Here is a 14820-nt window from a genome sequence, read left to right as displayed (position 1 = left end):
GTCGCGGTGGCCGGTGGGGCGGCCGCGGCGTTCACGGCGGTCGCTGCGGTGCCGGCCGGGGCCGCAGAGAACGGGGTGTCGTTCACTCGGGTCAAGTTCAACGCCGGTGAGCCGATCGTGATCGGGGTGTCGCAGGAGGTGGAGGTGCCCGCCTCCTTCCGTATGACGACGACGCGTCGGTGGGACGGCGGGCCGACGGTGTTCCCCTACCGCGGGAACATCGACTCCAGCCACGAGCTGTGGAACACGATCTTCACCAGTGACTGCATCAGGGTGAGCGCGAGTGTCTGTGACTTCACCGAGACGCTGGTCATCGACCCGACCCATTACGACTTCGGCAACGAGGACGCGGGCACCTGGAAGATCGCAGCACGTGTGTTTCTTGAGGGCGATGCCCACGACATGGACGACGAGGGCCTCACGGTCCAGGTCAAGCGGAACACCCGCCTGACGGTCAACGCGTCCCCCGAACCGGTGGACCAGGGGAAGCCCATCACCGTGACGGGCAAGGTCACCCGGGCGAACTGGGACACGCACAAGTACCCCTCGTACGGGGGCCGGAAGGTGAGCCTGCAGTTCCAGCCCGAGGGCGCCACGTCCTACACCACGGTGAAGGCGGTGTACGCGGACAGTTCGGGTGGGCTCAGGACGACGGTGACGGCTGGCGCATCGGGTACGTGGCGCTGGCGTTACTACGGCAACTCCACCAGCGGGCCCTCGACTTCGTCCGGGGACCACGTCGTGGTGCAGTGAGCCCCGGCAAGCCGCGATAGTGCCTTGGGTGCCTTGGACGTAGGTCGAATGCGCCCTCCGGAACCCTCCGTTCCGGAGGGCGCATTCTCATCCAAGGCTCCAAGGCTCCAAGGCTCCCGACAGAGTCAGCGTCAGGGGTACGCCGGTTCCTACCGTCCACACGGAACCAATGGGGCCGTGGCGGCGGGGTGGTCGCCACGCTCACCCGGGATGCCCCAACACGGGTGCGTCGTCGGTGCCGCTGTACTGGCCGTATTCGAGGGGCGTTGCTCTCAGAGGGGTGCCTGACCGCCGGCTGCCCACGCGAGCATGGCCGTTGGGTCCGCAGCAGCGGCCTGGCGGTGGTACGCGTCGTAGGCCTCTGCGCCCACGATCCGACGCGCGGTGAGCTCGCCGGCCTCACGCAGCGGAGCGACGTCCGGTGCGCCTCGTTGTGGGTGGCCGACTGCCTCCCACAGGCGTTGGCCGGCTCCGGAGGCGAGGGCTGCGGAGTGGCCGTCTCCACTGCTCGAGAAGGCCGCCGCGAGCATGTCCAGTCCCAGCGCGATGCCAAAGGTGTCGCCGATGTGCTGTTTCGAGTTCAGCATGGAACGAGCGTGCTCGAGTGCCGCGTTGCTGCGCTGTTCGCGTAGCGCCGTCACGCACAGCTGGTACTCGGCGTACGAACGTATCCAGTGCTCGCCCATGCTGACGCACTCGGCGCGCAGCATCACGGCGTCCTGGCGGCTCTGGTCGAGCAGGCCGAGGCCGGTCAGAGCGAACAGGCGCAGCATCCGGCACATCATCACGGCCTGCGGAGCGGGCTCGGTGGTGGAGCCTGGCAGGCGCGCGAAGTGCAGGGCGTCGTCGAGTTGGGCCAGGGTCTGATCGGGGCGGCCTTGCAGGAGATCGCTCATCCCCTGGAGGTAACTGGCGCGCAGCAGCCCTGTCGTGTCCTGGGTGGTGTGGGCGTGCTCGAGGCACTGGCGGGCCAGGTGGTTGCCGGTGGCGTGATTGCCCTGCAGCAGATGGGTCAGGCCGAGGGCCCACAGGGCCCGTTGCCGCATCGACCCCTGGCCCTCGCCCGTGGTGAGGGTGCGGGCGAGGTAGTGCTGCGCGGTGTGGGCGTGACCGCAGCATGTCCAGTAGAAGCCGGTCAGGGTGGCGAGCTCGAGAGCCAGATCGCCCTGGTGGGACAGCAAGTGTTCGAGGGCCGCGCACAGATCGGGGTGGGCCTCTTTGATGGTGCGGTACCAGCCGGTCTGCTCGGCGCTCGTCCAGGTGGCGTCGGCTTGCTGCGCCAGCGCGAGGAAGTGGGCGGCATGCCGGTCCGCCATCGTCTCCAGTTCGTCGAGTTGGGCGAGCCACAGTCGCCCGTACTCGCGCACGGTGTCGAGCAGCAGGTAGCGCTCGTGGCGACGGGTGACGACGGACTTGTCCACCAGTCCGCTCAAGGCGTGTTCGACGTCGAGGGCGGACAGTGGGCCGCCGGCACACAGGGCGGCCGCCAAGGGCCCGTCGAAATATCCGTGGACGATCGACAGTCGTGCCCACAGCAGGCGCTCTTTGGGCGTGCAGAGCTCGTGGCTCCAGCCCAAGGCGGTACGCAGGACGTCGTGCCGGCGGGGTGCCTCAGGCGCGTTGCTCGTCTCGGGTCGACTCAGATCGTGCCGAGGGCGCCGTAACAGCTCTTCGATACTGCTGTGGCGCAGTGCCCCGGCGGCCAACTCCAGGGCCAGGGGGAGGCCGTCGAGATAGGCGCACAGTTCTGTCACCCGGCTGAGATCGCTGGGATCCGGGGAACGCCCTGCCTCTGCCGCACGCCGCAGGAACAGCTCGGCCGCATCCGTCGCCACCGGCAACGGGTCGAGCACCGTCACGTGCTCACCGTCAACATGCAGCAGTTCGCGGCTGGTCGCCAAAATCCTCAGCTGCGGGCAGTTGCCGAGCAGCGTCGTCACCAGGTTCCGGCAGGCGGGCAGCACGTGCTCGCAGGAGTCCAGCACGATCAACAGGTCCCGTTTGCCGATCCATTGGCACAGGGCGTCCAGCGGCAGCCGAGGCGTGTGATCGGACAGGCCGCAGCAGTCGGCGACGAGTTGCGCCAGCATCTCTTCGTCCTGGAGCTGCCACAGGTCAGCCCAGCAGGAAGACGTGGCACCGGCGCCCGCATCGAGTTCCACCACCTGTCGGGCAAGGCGCGTCTTGCCCACGCCGGCGACGCCGGTCAGTGTCACCAGCCGATGCGTTCTCAACGCGTCCTGCAGACCGGCCAGTTCCCGATCACGTCCGATGAACACGACTGCTCCCTCCCTGCACGCGCGGCCCGCCTGCCGGCTCGGTATGGCTCCCTTGCCTGCATGGGGGGATTGCGAGACGCACGGTTCGCCTTGCCCGACGCACACACTGCGGTGCTCCAGCCGAGGGTCCAACCTCGGGGGCATCCTGGCAGTCACGGTCGGTTTCCGGAATACCGGTGGCAGGAGCTCAGAGCAAGTCTCAGTAGGGGCCGCTCCTGCTCCTGAGTGAGCACGCGTTGCGCGAAGAGACCAGGGGGGTGACCCCTCCGGGCGTCGAGTGATCGTGCTCGGGCGAAGGGCCGTTTGTGAGAGCCGTGATCAGCCGCCGACGTACCAGCTGAAACCGCCGCTGGACGCGGCCACTGCGAGCAGGATCCCGAAGACGACCAGGTCCGCTATGCCGAGGATGATGGCGGCCTTGGCCATGCCCGAACCGTTGCGGGCCGCGGCCTGGCGGCGTGCGACCGCACCGAAGACGATGGCCAGCGGACCGAGGATCACATTCAGGAAGAACAGACCGACGATGCCGCAGACCAGGCCTGCGACTGCCAGACCGTTGGTCTGCGAGTGGGCCTGGGGGTGGGTGCCGCCGGCGCCATAACCCGACATGAGAGCTTCCTTCCGTAGAGTCGAAAATTCGGTCGTCCGTTCGTAGGTCGAGTAGCCCATGGGTTGGGATCTATGCGCCCTGTCGTCATACGTGGCGCTCGCCGGGACGACCGCGGATCGTCGCCAGAAGCCGTACCCCTTGATCGGTGACGCCCGTGAGGTGTGCGAGTAGGTGTTCTTGAAGATGCTGTGCGAGTGAGCCACTGAACCGTGTCGCTGTCCGGGCGGCCGGTGTTGGCAGAGAGTGGAGACACCGAACGAAGAACCGGTGCCGTATGCGGCTCTGTTGAAGGCGTACTGGCTGACCACGTCGGTGTGGGGTGAACACGGCGCGGCTGTGCGTGGGCGGAGGGTTCGCTGCTTGCTGTTGGCATGTGCTGCGGCGTGTGTGATCGCGGCTGTGGTGCTCGCGATGGCCGGGGAGCTGGGATGACGCCGGTCTGGTGAGCGCCTGTGGCGGACGCAGTCCTGCATCATGCCGAGTCAGGGGATGGATGTCGTCCGGCTCGTCGCAGTTCCTGCCCCAACGGCCGCGGCGATCTCCTCAAGCTGAGCAGAAGAGCGCACAAAGTGCGCATGCCTTTGCCTCGTTCCTCCAGCTTGCGGCGACCGGGTCATCGTGGGGCGGGGAGGAAGCTGTCGACCACGCGGCGGACGCTGTCGACGGAGTCTCGGCGGCCGAGGCGCAGGGCAGTGTTGGCGGCGCGGAGCACGGCGTCGATTTGGAAGGCGGCCAGCTCGCAGTCCAGTTCGGCGATCTCCCCGGCCGTGTGAGCGTGCCGTAGTTCGTCGGCCAGCAGGCCGAGCCAGCCGTCATGCCCGCGTACGAGCGCGTCGCGGATGGCTCCGGGCCGGCTGTCGAATTCGGGGAGGTTGGCCGACCAGAAGCAGCCGCCGGCGAACAGCGGTGTCTGGGCATAGGTGATCCAGTTGTCGACAAGTGCCCGCATTCGGGCGGCTCCCTCGGCTGCGGCCTGGGCCGGGCCGACGACGGCGAGGGCGAACGCCTGGCCGGCCTCCTCGACGGCCGCGAGCTGCAGGGCCTCCTTGGTCCGGAACAGTGTCTGCACGCTGCTCTTGCTCAGCCGCAGGTCGGCCGCGATCCGGCCGAAGCTGATCCCGTTGAGTCCTTCTGCCGAGGCGACGTCGACGGTGTGCCGAGCGATCCTCTGTCGCGCTCGAGCGCCTTTGATCAGGCGGCCGTCGGTCGCACTCTTTGCCTGCGCCAGCTCGCTCATGGGCTCATGCTGCCACAACCCTTGCCGAGAAATACGGTCGACCGTATGTTTTGTTTGGAGTCCACGGAAGGAGAACGTCATGAGCACCGTTGCCCCTCCCGAAACCACGGTCCAACCGTTCCGCATCGAGGTCCCCCAGGCCGACCTGGACGACCTTCAGGACCGGCTGGCCCGCACGCGCTGGTCCGCGGCCCTCTCGGGCGCCGGATGGGAGCGCGGGGTGCCGGTCGACTACCTCAAGGAACTCGCCGAACACTGGCGGGTCTCCTTCAACTGGCGTCAGCACGAGGCCCAGTTGAACGAGCTGCCGCAGTTCACGACAGTGATCGACGGCGCCACGCTGCATCTCGCACACATCAGGTCCCGCCATGAACAGGCCAGGCCTCTCCTGCTGCTGCACGGCTGGCCCGGCTCGATGGTGGAGTTCCTCGACCTGGTCGGTCCGCTCACCGACCCGACCGCGCATGGCGGCGAAGCCCACGACGCCTTCCACCTGGTGATCCCGTCGCTTCCCGGGTTCGGGTTCTCCGGGCCGCTCCCGGAGACCGGTTGGACGGACGGCCGTGTCGCCGCCGCCCTTGCCGAACTGATGACCCGACTCGGCTACGACCAGTACGGAGTGCACGGCGGCGATGTCGGCGCGTTCATCGCGCCGCTCATCGGCCGATGCGCGCCCGAGCGAGTGCTCGGTGTGCACGTCAACAACCTCGTGACCTTCCCCACCGGCGACCCCGCCGACCTGGCCGCCCTCAGTCACTCCGACAAGGCCCGGCTCAAAGAGATGAAACGGTGGCAGGAAGAGCTGGGGGGCTACATGCAGCTGCAGGGAACCCGCCCGCAGACCATCGCCGCCGCCCTCAACGACTCGCCGGCCGGGCAACTCGCCTGGATCGCCGAGAAGTTCAAGGACTGGACCGACCCTGCCAGCGCCCTGCCCCATGACGCCGTCGACCTCGAGCGGTTGCTCGCCAACGTCAGCATCTACTGGTTCACCGACACGGCCACATCGGTCGCCAACTCCTACTACGAGCGATTCAACGATCCGGCCATGTGGACACCCAAACCCCGCGGCACGGTCCCCACAGGCGTCGCGGTCTTCACCACCGACACCTCCATTCGCCGCTTCGCCGACACGGCACACAACGTCGTCCACTGGAGCGAATTCGACCGCGGCGGCCACTTCCCGGCCCTGGAAGCCCCCGATCTGCTCATCGCCGACCTGAAAGCGTTCTTCCGCGCCGTGGCGTGAAATCCGATGCAGCCGACAGCCGTCGCCGGCGGCGGCCGGGTGGCGGTCGCCGGCAGTACCGCACGTAGCCGGAACCCTGCGGCCCGGGAACGTCAAGATGGCAACGTCTCAATGCGGCAGCGCCACCTGAGCGACACGAATCCAGAGTGGTAGTCATCCAAATCCGCAGCTGTCGGCCACCTGCAGATTCCCCCCGTGATCCGCTGGAGGTGTCAGGCAGGCCTACGAAGTCACCAATGTCGGCAAGCCCGTAGGGGGTGTGCCAGCCACCGTCGACGCAGCCGTGCAGCCCGGGGTGTCGTTGGCCCTGCGGAAAGAGCGGTGGCCCCCGCGGCATTGCGAGGGCCACCGCCTATTCGGTGAGGCTCAGCGAGCCTTTTCGTACGCCTCACGCACCGTGGCCGGTACGCGGCCGCGATCGCTGACCTCGAAGCCGTTCTCCTTCGCCCACGCGCGGATCGCCGACGATTCTTCCTTGCCGCCCGCCGCCGCCCCGGGCTTGGCCTTCGCCCTCGATGCACCGCGAATCCTGCGAGCACCGTCGGCATGCAGGTACGGGTTGAGGATTTCCAGGAGCTTCTCGTAGTTCTCATCCGTGAGGTCGATTTCGACCCCAGCTCCGTCGACGAGGATGCTGTGCGTGGCGATTTCCGACGATTCCTCGCCGGTCAAGTCATCCACATATGTTGTGACTACCTTCTGGGCCATGGTGGGGATCGTAGAACACGTTCAGCCGAATCTGACAATCGGCTGTGCCGGGGCCGGGGCACGCCCATTTCACGCAGTCGCCATGAAGTCATCCAGGCGCATGGGCTGTTGCGATCCCACTGCTGCGGAGCGTGCCCGGCCAGGTGGGACGTTTTGGAGGTGCTCATCCCAGGCAACCTGCTCGCCTTGGCTGAGCCCGGCTGATGCTGGAACGATTTCGTACGTGCCGGCCGTTATGGTCGGCACGGACAGAGGGGGAGCACGGGGTGGCGAGATGCCGCCCGCTAGGTGCCGGCGGGCGGAGCGCTTCTTGAGCAAGAGCTGCACAGGCTGGTCGAAAAGCACATGCCCACGTTGCCGGGCTTTCGCTTCGTTGCCGACGAGTGCAGCACCGGCCTCCAGTACGGCGGACGCATCGACACCCTCGGCCTTGACGAGAACGGCGCACCCGTGATCATCGAGTACTGGTGCGGCCAGGACCCCAGGGTCATCGACCAAGGACTCTCCTACCTGTCCTGGCTGATGGATCACCGCGCTGAATACACGCCCAGGCGGGCGATCGCCGCGGTCCCAACTGACGCTTCTCGTCGCCCCAACCTCCATCCGCAGCCCCCGGCCACCAGTTCTGGCCGCAACCAGCGGGGCGGGCCCGGCGTCCGTGCATGGTGTGCGAGTGCACGTTGATCCGAAGGGGGAGCACTTGAGTTACCACCAGCCTCCACAACAGCCCGGGCCGTACGGCCCGCAGGGACAGCTGCCGCCCCCGCCTGTGGGCCCGCCCTCCCAGGCCGGCAAGGGTGGCGGTATGACGGTCGGTGTCGTCGTCGCCGTGGTGCTGGCGATCGCGCTGGCGGGAGGTGGGGCCTGGTACTTCCTTGGCGGCGATTCGGGCGGCCCGGAGCTGAAGGACGACGGGAAGGACTACGAGCTGGCGGTGCCGCGGACCGTGCTGGGTGAGTACAAGTTGGACAACCCGGGCGAGACCGACGACGAGGTCAACCATGACGACATGAAACATGTGGGGGTCAAGCGGGCCCACGGCATCAGCCCCGCCTACCGCACCAGAGAAGGCGACGACCGCTCACCGTCGATCGAGTTCGACGGTGTCTGGGGTGAGATAGCGGATCCACAACGGTCCCTCGACCGGGTCATCGCCGACCCGGGCTGGATCACGGGCTGGGTCGGCCTCTCGGAGCATGGGGCGAAGGCTGTGGGCGAGCCGAAGCGGGTGACCCCCGAGGGCCTGGACAACGCCGTGATGAAGTGCCAGGTCTTCGAAGAAGAGGGGGTCGACGACAAGACTATGTGCGTCTGGGCCGACTACAGCACCATCGGCGTGGTGGAGCCGAAGAACGACGGCGATCAGGGCGGGCAGAAGGTCTCCGTCGAGGAAGCCGCGCAGATCGCAGCGGATCTACGCGACGAGGTGCGTCGGGAAGTGAAGTGACGTCCTCGGCGGGCCGTGCCACCGATGGGCACGGCCCGTCTCGTTCACGACTCTCACCCCTGCGTTGCTGATGGCCCTGCCGGATTCTTCAGCGAACGGACTCGTCGAACCTCGCCCATGGCGGCAGCCGTATGAGGGCGTTCAGCCCGCAGCGGCTGCGAGACGAGTCGGGCCTGGACGCGCCGTAGACGGAGGGTGGGGCGGGTCAGTAGTACTGGACCAGGCAGAATTCATGGTCTTCGGGATCGGCCATCACGACGACCACGCCTTCGTCGTAGTCGTGCCGTTCGTCGGTGAACCGGCCGCCGAGGGCGATGACTTCAGCGATGGCCTGGTCGATGTCGTCGACCCCGACGTCGAGGTGCAGGCGTACTTTGCCGTGCTGCGGTTCGGTCACGGGCTGGAAGTTGAGGCGGGGCTCCGGGTCGCCGGGATGGCCGAGGTAGACCCAGCCGGGCCGGGAGGGCAGTTGGGGGCGGTCAAGCAGTGTGCTCCAGAAGCCCGCGACCCGTTCCACGTCGACGCAGTCGATGGTCACTCCGACCCAGCGGTTCGTCATGTCGTCAACTCCCTTGTGGTGTCGGGTGGAATGTCGGCGGCTCGGGCTTGCTCGGCCCTGCTGCCCATGAACCCAGGGGCAGCACTGCATCGTGATCCGGGTGCGAGGCTGCTTGGCGAACTCGTTGCCCGGCGAGTTCCGCGGCCGCGTCCGCGGGTGTGGTCCGGTGGGTCCGGGCCGTGTGGAAGACCTGCCGGAGCGTGGTGGCGATGGCGCCCAGACGCTCGGTGAGCTGTTCCGGAGATTCCCGGCGCAGTTCGACACCGGTGGCGTGGATGACTCCTCCCGCACTGACGACCACGTCCGGTGCCCAGAGGATGCCGCGTGCGGCGAGGAGGCGGGCGGTGGCCGGTTCGTCGAGTTGGTTGTTGGCCGGTCCTGCGACGGCGGCGCACCGAAGCAGTGGCACGGTGCGCGCGGTCAGCAGGCCGCCGAGTGCGGCCGGAACGAGGATGTCGACCTCCGTCGCGAGGGCGTTGTCCGGATCCACCCAGGTCGCGCCCAACTCCTCGGCCAGGCTGCGGGTGGCTGGGTTGACGTCCGTCACGACGAGCCGCGCACCGGCCCGGTGCAGGAGCCGGGCCACGTGGGCGCCGACCGCACCGAGGCCGATCACCCCGAAGGTCCGGCCGGCGAATTGCGGTGAGCCGAAGGCTTCGTCGGCCACTGCGCCCAGTGCCGTGAGGGTCCCGCGTGCGGTGTGGAGGGAGGAGTCGCCGCTGCCGCCGTTCTCGACGGGCCGGCAGCAGACGTGCGTGGTGCGTTCGCCGATCACGGACATGTCGACCGGGCTGCTTCCCACGTCCGGGCCTGCGATGTAGCGGCCGTCGAGCGATGCGATCGCGTCGCCGAGGTCGTGGAGCATCGCCGTACGCTCCGGGCCGGTCGGCCGAGTTGTGGTGGGGAGGGCGACGACCGCTTTCGCGCCGCCGTGGTCGAGGCCGGCCAGCGCGTTCTTCTCGGTCATCGCCGTCGCCAACCGCAGTGCGTCCGCGATGGCGGCGGCGGGGTGGGGGTAGTGCGTGATCCGGCACCCGCCGGCGGCCGGGCCGAGCGCGGTCGAGTGGATCGCGATGGTGATCGCCAGGCCACTGCGGTGACCGCGCACGACCTGCACCAACTCATGCGAGGGGTACGGGATGTGGAGGGTCAGAGCTTCCTGAAGTGCGGCTGTCATGGCGTGAAGCTAGCCGTTTCGACAACGCCTACGGCCCGTGGCCGAATGGAATTCGGCAGGGGGGCCATAATCGCCGCATGGACGAACTTGATTCGGCGATCGTCCGGCATCTGCAGCGCGATGCGCGGCAGACCAACCGCGACCTCGCCCGCACTCTCGGGATAGCCCCGTCGACCTGCCTCGAACGCATCCGCCAACTGCGCGCCCGCGGAGTGATCACCGGCTACCACGCCGCCGTGGATTCGGCCGCCCTGAACCGCCACGTCCAAGCGCTCATCCACTTCCAGATCCGCCCCCTCAGTCGGGCGGTCATCGAGGCGTTCAAGACCTATGCGGCCGGCCTGCCCGAGGTCAGCACGGTCTATGTCGTCACCGGCGGCGACGACATGATCGTGCACGTCTCCGTGCCCAGCGTGGACTACCTCCATGGTTTCCTCATGGACAAGTTCACCGAGCGCCGCGAAGTCGTCGGATTTCGTACCTCTGTGATCTACCAACACGCCCACAAGCAGGTACTCGACCCGCTCACACCTTGACCCGTCAGGCGCGCTCTTGTGCCTGTTCGCCGGCCCACGGTGCTGATGATCCGCGCAGGTGGACAATTCGGCTCACCCGTCGGCGCCTTCGCACTGTCGATCGGGGCGGATGCCAGGGCCGTTCTCCCGCCCTGGCGCCGCGACGGTGTGGTCGGTCAGGGGATGAGGGGGACGGTCTCGGAGCGGTTGGTCGACCAGTTGGTGACGATGGGCTTGTCGACGTTGGCGGGTTCGGGGAGCTGGAGTTCGGCGGGGTTGGGGTCGTCCTCGGTGAGAGCGACGATGACACTCTCGAACTCGGCGCCGGCGTTGTCGCTGGTCGTCTTCGGATTGATGCCGGTATAGGCAACAGCGGAGCCGGTGAGCTTGATGGGGTCTTCGCCTCCCTGCCCGACCGGTGAGGCGACGCCGTCGACACCGGAACCGAAGGACGCACTGGGGGTGTTGACGTCCAGGTAGCAGGTGATGCCGGACTTGGCCTTGGCGGTGACGAGGTAGTAGCCGCCCGCCTGAGATTCCGAGCTGAGCGTGAAGTCCAGGTCGTTGGTGCCGCAGGACTGTCCGTAGCCGCTCTTGTTGTCGTCGCTGGTCCCGGAGCTGCTCTTGTCGGTGGAGCCGCCGGAGTCGGATCCGCTGGAGTCGGAGCCGCGGGAAGGGCTCTCCTTGGAACGGCTTTCGTCGCTGCCGCCACCTGCGGAGGGAGTCGCGGAAGATCCGGCGCCCACGGCGTCGTCTGGGCCGCACGCGGTGGCGGTGGAGGCGAGGGCCGTCACCGCCACCGCGGCCAGGACGAGGCGGGTGGAACGGGCGGCACGACGCGAACGCACGATGATCTCCAGAGGCTGTCGGTTGCGGTGTCTCCTGCTGACACAGCCGACACTAGGGTCGAGTTGATCCTCAAGTGATCCTGGGAATGTCCGGGTTCCGTTCCAGTGGCTTCGGTCGGACGGCTCACAGCCAGACTTCACGCTGCTCCACCCCGCCGGGCTGTCGGCGAGGGCCCCCTCGTGCACCGACAACCAACCTGGTGTCTGAGCGCAGAGCGCACTGTCCGGCCCGCGCAGACAGGATTCCTCCGACGCACCTTCGCCTGCGCGGAGATGGGGCGGATGCCGAGGGTGAGGCCGCAGGCGGCCGGGGGCTCTCCGTGCACACAGAGGCGGGTGGGACAGCTCGACGGGTGTGTCGAATTCGCCAACAGTGTCCCCGCACACCATCGGCCCGTCCCGCGCACAGCTGGCCTGCCTCGCCAACTGTTGCTGTTCAGCGGCGACTTCGCGGACCGCGCTGAACACCCTGGTACATCGCGGCGGGGTGGGGACTGGATCAATTTCGCGGAGAGCGGTCGCGACCGCACGACGATCTGGAGACCGCGGTGCCCGCGGCGTGGTTCCCGGAGGTCAAGGACACCTTTCCTGAGCAGGTGGGGGACGCGGTGGGTTCGGGTCAGGCAGGGGAGGCGGCGGGAGAGCAGGCGCTGGCGGCCACGCACCAGACGCAGGCTCGCGCACTTCCGCGCCACGGTGGAGCAGGAACTCCCCGGCGTGAACGGTGCGCTCTGCCCATCACCCTGGCGGGCAGAGGACGGGCGGCCCGCTGCGGGCCCGTAGGAAGCCCCTTGATCTGCCCCGCCTCAGCTGCGGGGCTTCCACTCGCGCTCCTGAGTGTCGTACGTGTATTGAGGCAGGCCCTTGATGGCGCTGGTGCGGAACGGGTGGCCGTCGTCGTCGATGCGTACGGTGCCTTTGCGGCCCTGGGAGGACCAGTCCAGCTCCAGGTACCAGCGGCAGTCGCACGAGCTGGTCGCGGCGGTGACCAGCAGTACCTCGGGGTCCTTCGCCGAGACACGGTAGGGCATGCGCACGGCCGGGATCGGGGTGCCGGAGTCGTTCCCGGCGACTGCGCGGGCGAGGGGGCGGTCCTTGTCCAGGTCCACGGCGAAGTACCGGGGAGTGATCGCGCCACCGCAGCCCTGGTCCATGGCGTAGGCGTTGCCCTCGGCCGGCGCCGTACGGCCGACCACGCGCACGCGCAGCGCCTCCAGCACGACGGCCGTGTCGCTGCGCCCCTGCAGCGACAGCTGTACGAGCGTCTCGCCGCCGTGCGCGGCGCTCTGCGTCACCGCCCAAGGTGCCGCGTCCTGCGGGGCAGGAGGCGGGGGGACCTGGCTCGGCGGCTTGGCGATGACGTAGTTGTGGTCACAGCCGAGCTTCCACGCCTGGGAGTTGACGGACCAGGTGAGCGGCAGCCCGGCGGGCTGGTCGCCGCGGGGCGGGGTGGATGTCTCGCCGGGCGGGCGGGAGGTGCCCGGCTTCTCGTTCGGGGTGGCGGAGCCGGAAGGCCGCTCAGAGGTGGGGGTGCCGCTCGGGCCGGCTGAGGCGCCCCGTCGCTCCGGCGCCCTGGCCTCCGCCGAACCGGCGACCCGGTCAGGAGCGTCCCCGGACGCACGCCGCCCGTCCGGCAGGACGGAGAAGGACCCGAGCGTCGCAAGTACGGCACAGACGCAGGCCAGCCCGACCACGAAACGCCTCCGGCGGTACCAGGGACGCCGCGGGAGCGGGTGCGAGGGTGCGCCGGGCGGTCTGGGCGCAGGGTCCGTTTCGACGGCCGGGCTGCCGGTGGCCCTCGGCGCTGTGTCCGATGTGGCGATCGGGTCGCTGCCGGGCTTCAGCGCCGTGCCTGGTTCGGTGTTGCCCTCCACTGCTGTATCCGGTCCGTGCGCCGCGTCGTTCACGGCTTCCGACGCCGTGGCGTCGGGCGCGCTCTGCACTGCCCCCGCCGTGGGAGGCCGACGGCGGGCCGCCGCTGCCAGGAGCCAACGGCGGTGGAGTTCCAGGCGTTGTTCCGAGCTTGCCCCGCACAGGGCCGCGAAGCGTTCCACGGGGGCGAAGTCGAGCGGCACCGCGTCGCCCGCGCAATAGCGGTGCAGCGTCGAGGTGTTCATGCCCAGACGCCGGGCCAGCGAGCCATAGCTCCGATCCGTGCGCTCCTTCAGGGCCCGCAGCAGTGCCGCAAACTCCGCCACCTCATCGATCACCTTGTCGATGCCGTCGCCGTCGCCTTGTGCCGGCACAGGTCCCCCCGTCTTCGTACGACCCCACCCGGCCCGGGACGGTATCCCAGGCACCCCATGTACCTGCACGTCAAACGGGGTGGGATGGTTCCACCGTGCCCGATCGGCCGTCGGCTGTTGCGCCCGGCCGCCGTGACCGCTGATGCTCTTGGTGTCGCACCGGCCAGGCCGGGCCGACCAGCCGGCCTCACCGCGGCATCCACGTCCACGCACTCATGCACGGGGGAACAACCCATGTCCATGCGCATCCGAACGAGCGCTTGCACCGCACTCACCGTCGCCGCCCTCGCGGCGGGCACGGTCCTCACGGCACCGGCCGCAGGAGCCGCGCCGAAGGCCGCCGCGCCCAAGTTCCTGTCGGCGTCCCAGCTGCCGCCGCACCCGTCGTCGTCCTGGACCGCCGGGCCGGTCACCGAGGGGTTCCCGGAGGCACTCGGCCTCTGCGTGAGCACGGAGGGCGTGCTCGACTACGACTACCGGCACCGGGAGTTCCGGACCGATCTGGACACGGGCGCCGTGCAGTTGACCGTCGTGACGGGCACAGCCGCCCAGGCCAAGGCACTGGCGAAGCACTACGACGATCTGATCCGCACCTGCGCCGACCGCATCGAGGAGTCCTCGCCCGACGTCGAGGCCGAGGGCCGGGACTACGGCAAGCTGCCGGTCGAGGAGGGCGCCCGTGTCCGCGGCCTGCACACCGAGACGTCCTGGGGTGCCACCGACATCGCTCTGCTGTCGGTCGGGCGGGACGGCAGGACCGTCACCGTCGTGAAGTGGGGACAGATGGGCGACTTCGGGAACGCGCCCGTGGCCGCCTTCAAGAAGACCACGAGCACAGCCGTCAACAAGCTGTACTGACCGGGCGATCACCGCGAAAGGCAGGGGCCGTCCTCCCGCCACGGGGGTCGGGAGGACGGCCTCCGCAGGGGGCATCTCCAGGGCGGGGTGCCCCCCCGGGAGACCTTGGTATCGCAGGAGCCCCGGGCATCCCGCCCGGGGCTCCTTGCGTCCCTTCACCGCGTACGCAGGGATCAGAGGCCACCCGCTACCTCAAGAGCCATCGGTCTCATCCGCCCTGTTCGAGTCCTTCCGCAGCAGGGTTTGGCCGAGGTGCGGGCAGCCGCCGACAGGACGTCGTCGGCCCCGGGGTTCCGGCGGCCCGTTCGGCCATCACGCGCCAGACCACGAACTA

The 14820-nt window shown here is 68.7% G+C and carries 14 protein-coding genes; 6 read left to right on the top strand and 8 right to left on the bottom strand.

Annotation, left to right across the window (positions count from 1 at the left end; genetic code table 11):
• The first annotated feature begins 6 nt into the window (after nucleotides 1–6).
• Entirely contained in the window at nucleotides 7–753 is a 747-nt protein-coding gene (locus OG430_RS01620; RefSeq protein ID WP_327350535.1) for a hypothetical protein, read from the top strand.
• A gap of 272 nt (nucleotides 754–1025) precedes the next feature.
• Here the strand turns inward: OG430_RS01620 and OG430_RS01615 are convergent, their stop codons facing one another.
• From OG430_RS01615 to OG430_RS01605, 3 genes are all read right to left on the bottom strand, one after another.
• Nucleotides 1026–3032, bottom strand: a complete 2007-nt coding sequence (locus OG430_RS01615; protein ID WP_327350534.1) for an ATP-binding protein — start codon at nucleotides 3030–3032, stop codon at nucleotides 1026–1028.
• A gap of 318 nt (nucleotides 3033–3350) precedes the next feature.
• On the bottom strand, nucleotides 3351–3641 hold the full coding sequence (locus OG430_RS01610; RefSeq protein ID WP_327350533.1) for a DUF4190 domain-containing protein: 291 nt from the start codon (nucleotides 3639–3641) through the stop codon (nucleotides 3351–3353).
• Nucleotides 3642–4255: 614 nt separating this feature from the next.
• Nucleotides 4256–4879, bottom strand: coding sequence for a TetR/AcrR family transcriptional regulator (locus OG430_RS01605; protein WP_327350532.1), 624 nt, complete (start codon nucleotides 4877–4879; stop codon nucleotides 4256–4258).
• 79 nt (nucleotides 4880–4958) lie between these two features.
• On the opposite strand from OG430_RS01605, the gene OG430_RS01600 reads away from it, so the two are divergent.
• Entirely contained in the window at nucleotides 4959–6128 is a 1170-nt protein-coding gene (locus tag OG430_RS01600; protein ID WP_327350531.1) for an epoxide hydrolase family protein, read from the top strand.
• Nucleotides 6129–6494: 366 nt separating this feature from the next.
• Here OG430_RS01600 and OG430_RS01595 read toward each other — a convergent pair whose 3' ends face one another.
• On the bottom strand, nucleotides 6495–6836 hold the full coding sequence (locus OG430_RS01595) for a histone-like nucleoid-structuring protein Lsr2 (RefSeq protein ID WP_327350530.1): 342 nt from the start codon (nucleotides 6834–6836) through the stop codon (nucleotides 6495–6497).
• A gap of 345 nt (nucleotides 6837–7181) precedes the next feature.
• Between OG430_RS01595 and OG430_RS01590 the strand changes: the two genes are divergently transcribed.
• Nucleotides 7182–7520, top strand: a complete 339-nt coding sequence (locus tag OG430_RS01590; RefSeq protein ID WP_327350529.1) for a hypothetical protein — start codon at nucleotides 7182–7184, stop codon at nucleotides 7518–7520.
• Nucleotides 7521–7536: 16 nt separating this feature from the next.
• On the top strand, nucleotides 7537–8283 hold the full coding sequence (locus OG430_RS01585; RefSeq protein ID WP_327350528.1) for a hypothetical protein: 747 nt from the start codon (nucleotides 7537–7539) through the stop codon (nucleotides 8281–8283).
• A gap of 205 nt (nucleotides 8284–8488) precedes the next feature.
• On the opposite strand, the gene OG430_RS01580 is transcribed toward OG430_RS01585, so the two are convergent.
• Both OG430_RS01580 and OG430_RS01575 read right to left on the bottom strand, forming a co-directional pair.
• Nucleotides 8489–8842, bottom strand: a complete 354-nt coding sequence (locus OG430_RS01580) for a VOC family protein (RefSeq protein ID WP_327350527.1) — start codon at nucleotides 8840–8842, stop codon at nucleotides 8489–8491.
• 4 nt (nucleotides 8843–8846) lie between these two features.
• Entirely contained in the window at nucleotides 8847–10019 is a 1173-nt protein-coding gene (locus OG430_RS01575) for a Glu/Leu/Phe/Val family dehydrogenase (protein WP_327350526.1), read from the bottom strand.
• 77 nt (nucleotides 10020–10096) lie between these two features.
• Here OG430_RS01575 and OG430_RS01570 point away from each other — a divergent pair, with 77 nt between their 5' ends.
• On the top strand, nucleotides 10097–10555 hold the full coding sequence (locus OG430_RS01570; RefSeq protein WP_327350525.1) for an Lrp/AsnC family transcriptional regulator: 459 nt from the start codon (nucleotides 10097–10099) through the stop codon (nucleotides 10553–10555).
• A gap of 155 nt (nucleotides 10556–10710) precedes the next feature.
• On the opposite strand, the gene OG430_RS01565 is transcribed toward OG430_RS01570, so the two are convergent.
• Nucleotides 10711–11382, bottom strand: a complete 672-nt coding sequence (locus tag OG430_RS01565) for a hypothetical protein (protein ID WP_327350524.1) — start codon at nucleotides 11380–11382, stop codon at nucleotides 10711–10713.
• An 806-nt stretch (nucleotides 11383–12188) separates the two neighbouring features.
• Complete coding sequence (locus tag OG430_RS01560; protein ID WP_327350523.1) at nucleotides 12189–13628, bottom strand: helix-turn-helix domain-containing protein; 1440 nt, start codon at nucleotides 13626–13628, stop codon at nucleotides 12189–12191.
• Between the two features lie 234 nt (nucleotides 13629–13862).
• Here OG430_RS01560 and OG430_RS01555 point away from each other — a divergent pair, with 234 nt between their 5' ends.
• Nucleotides 13863–14486, top strand: coding sequence for a hypothetical protein (locus OG430_RS01555; protein ID WP_327350522.1), 624 nt, complete (start codon nucleotides 13863–13865; stop codon nucleotides 14484–14486).
• Nucleotides 14487–14820 lie beyond the last annotated feature (334 nt).

Source organism: Streptomyces sp. NBC_01304, assembly GCF_035975855.1.
Taxonomy (GTDB): Bacteria; Actinomycetota; Actinomycetes; order Streptomycetales; family Streptomycetaceae; genus Streptomyces.
The sequence above is the reverse complement of the archived record's forward strand: the minus strand, read 5'-3'. Positions and strand labels throughout refer to the sequence as shown.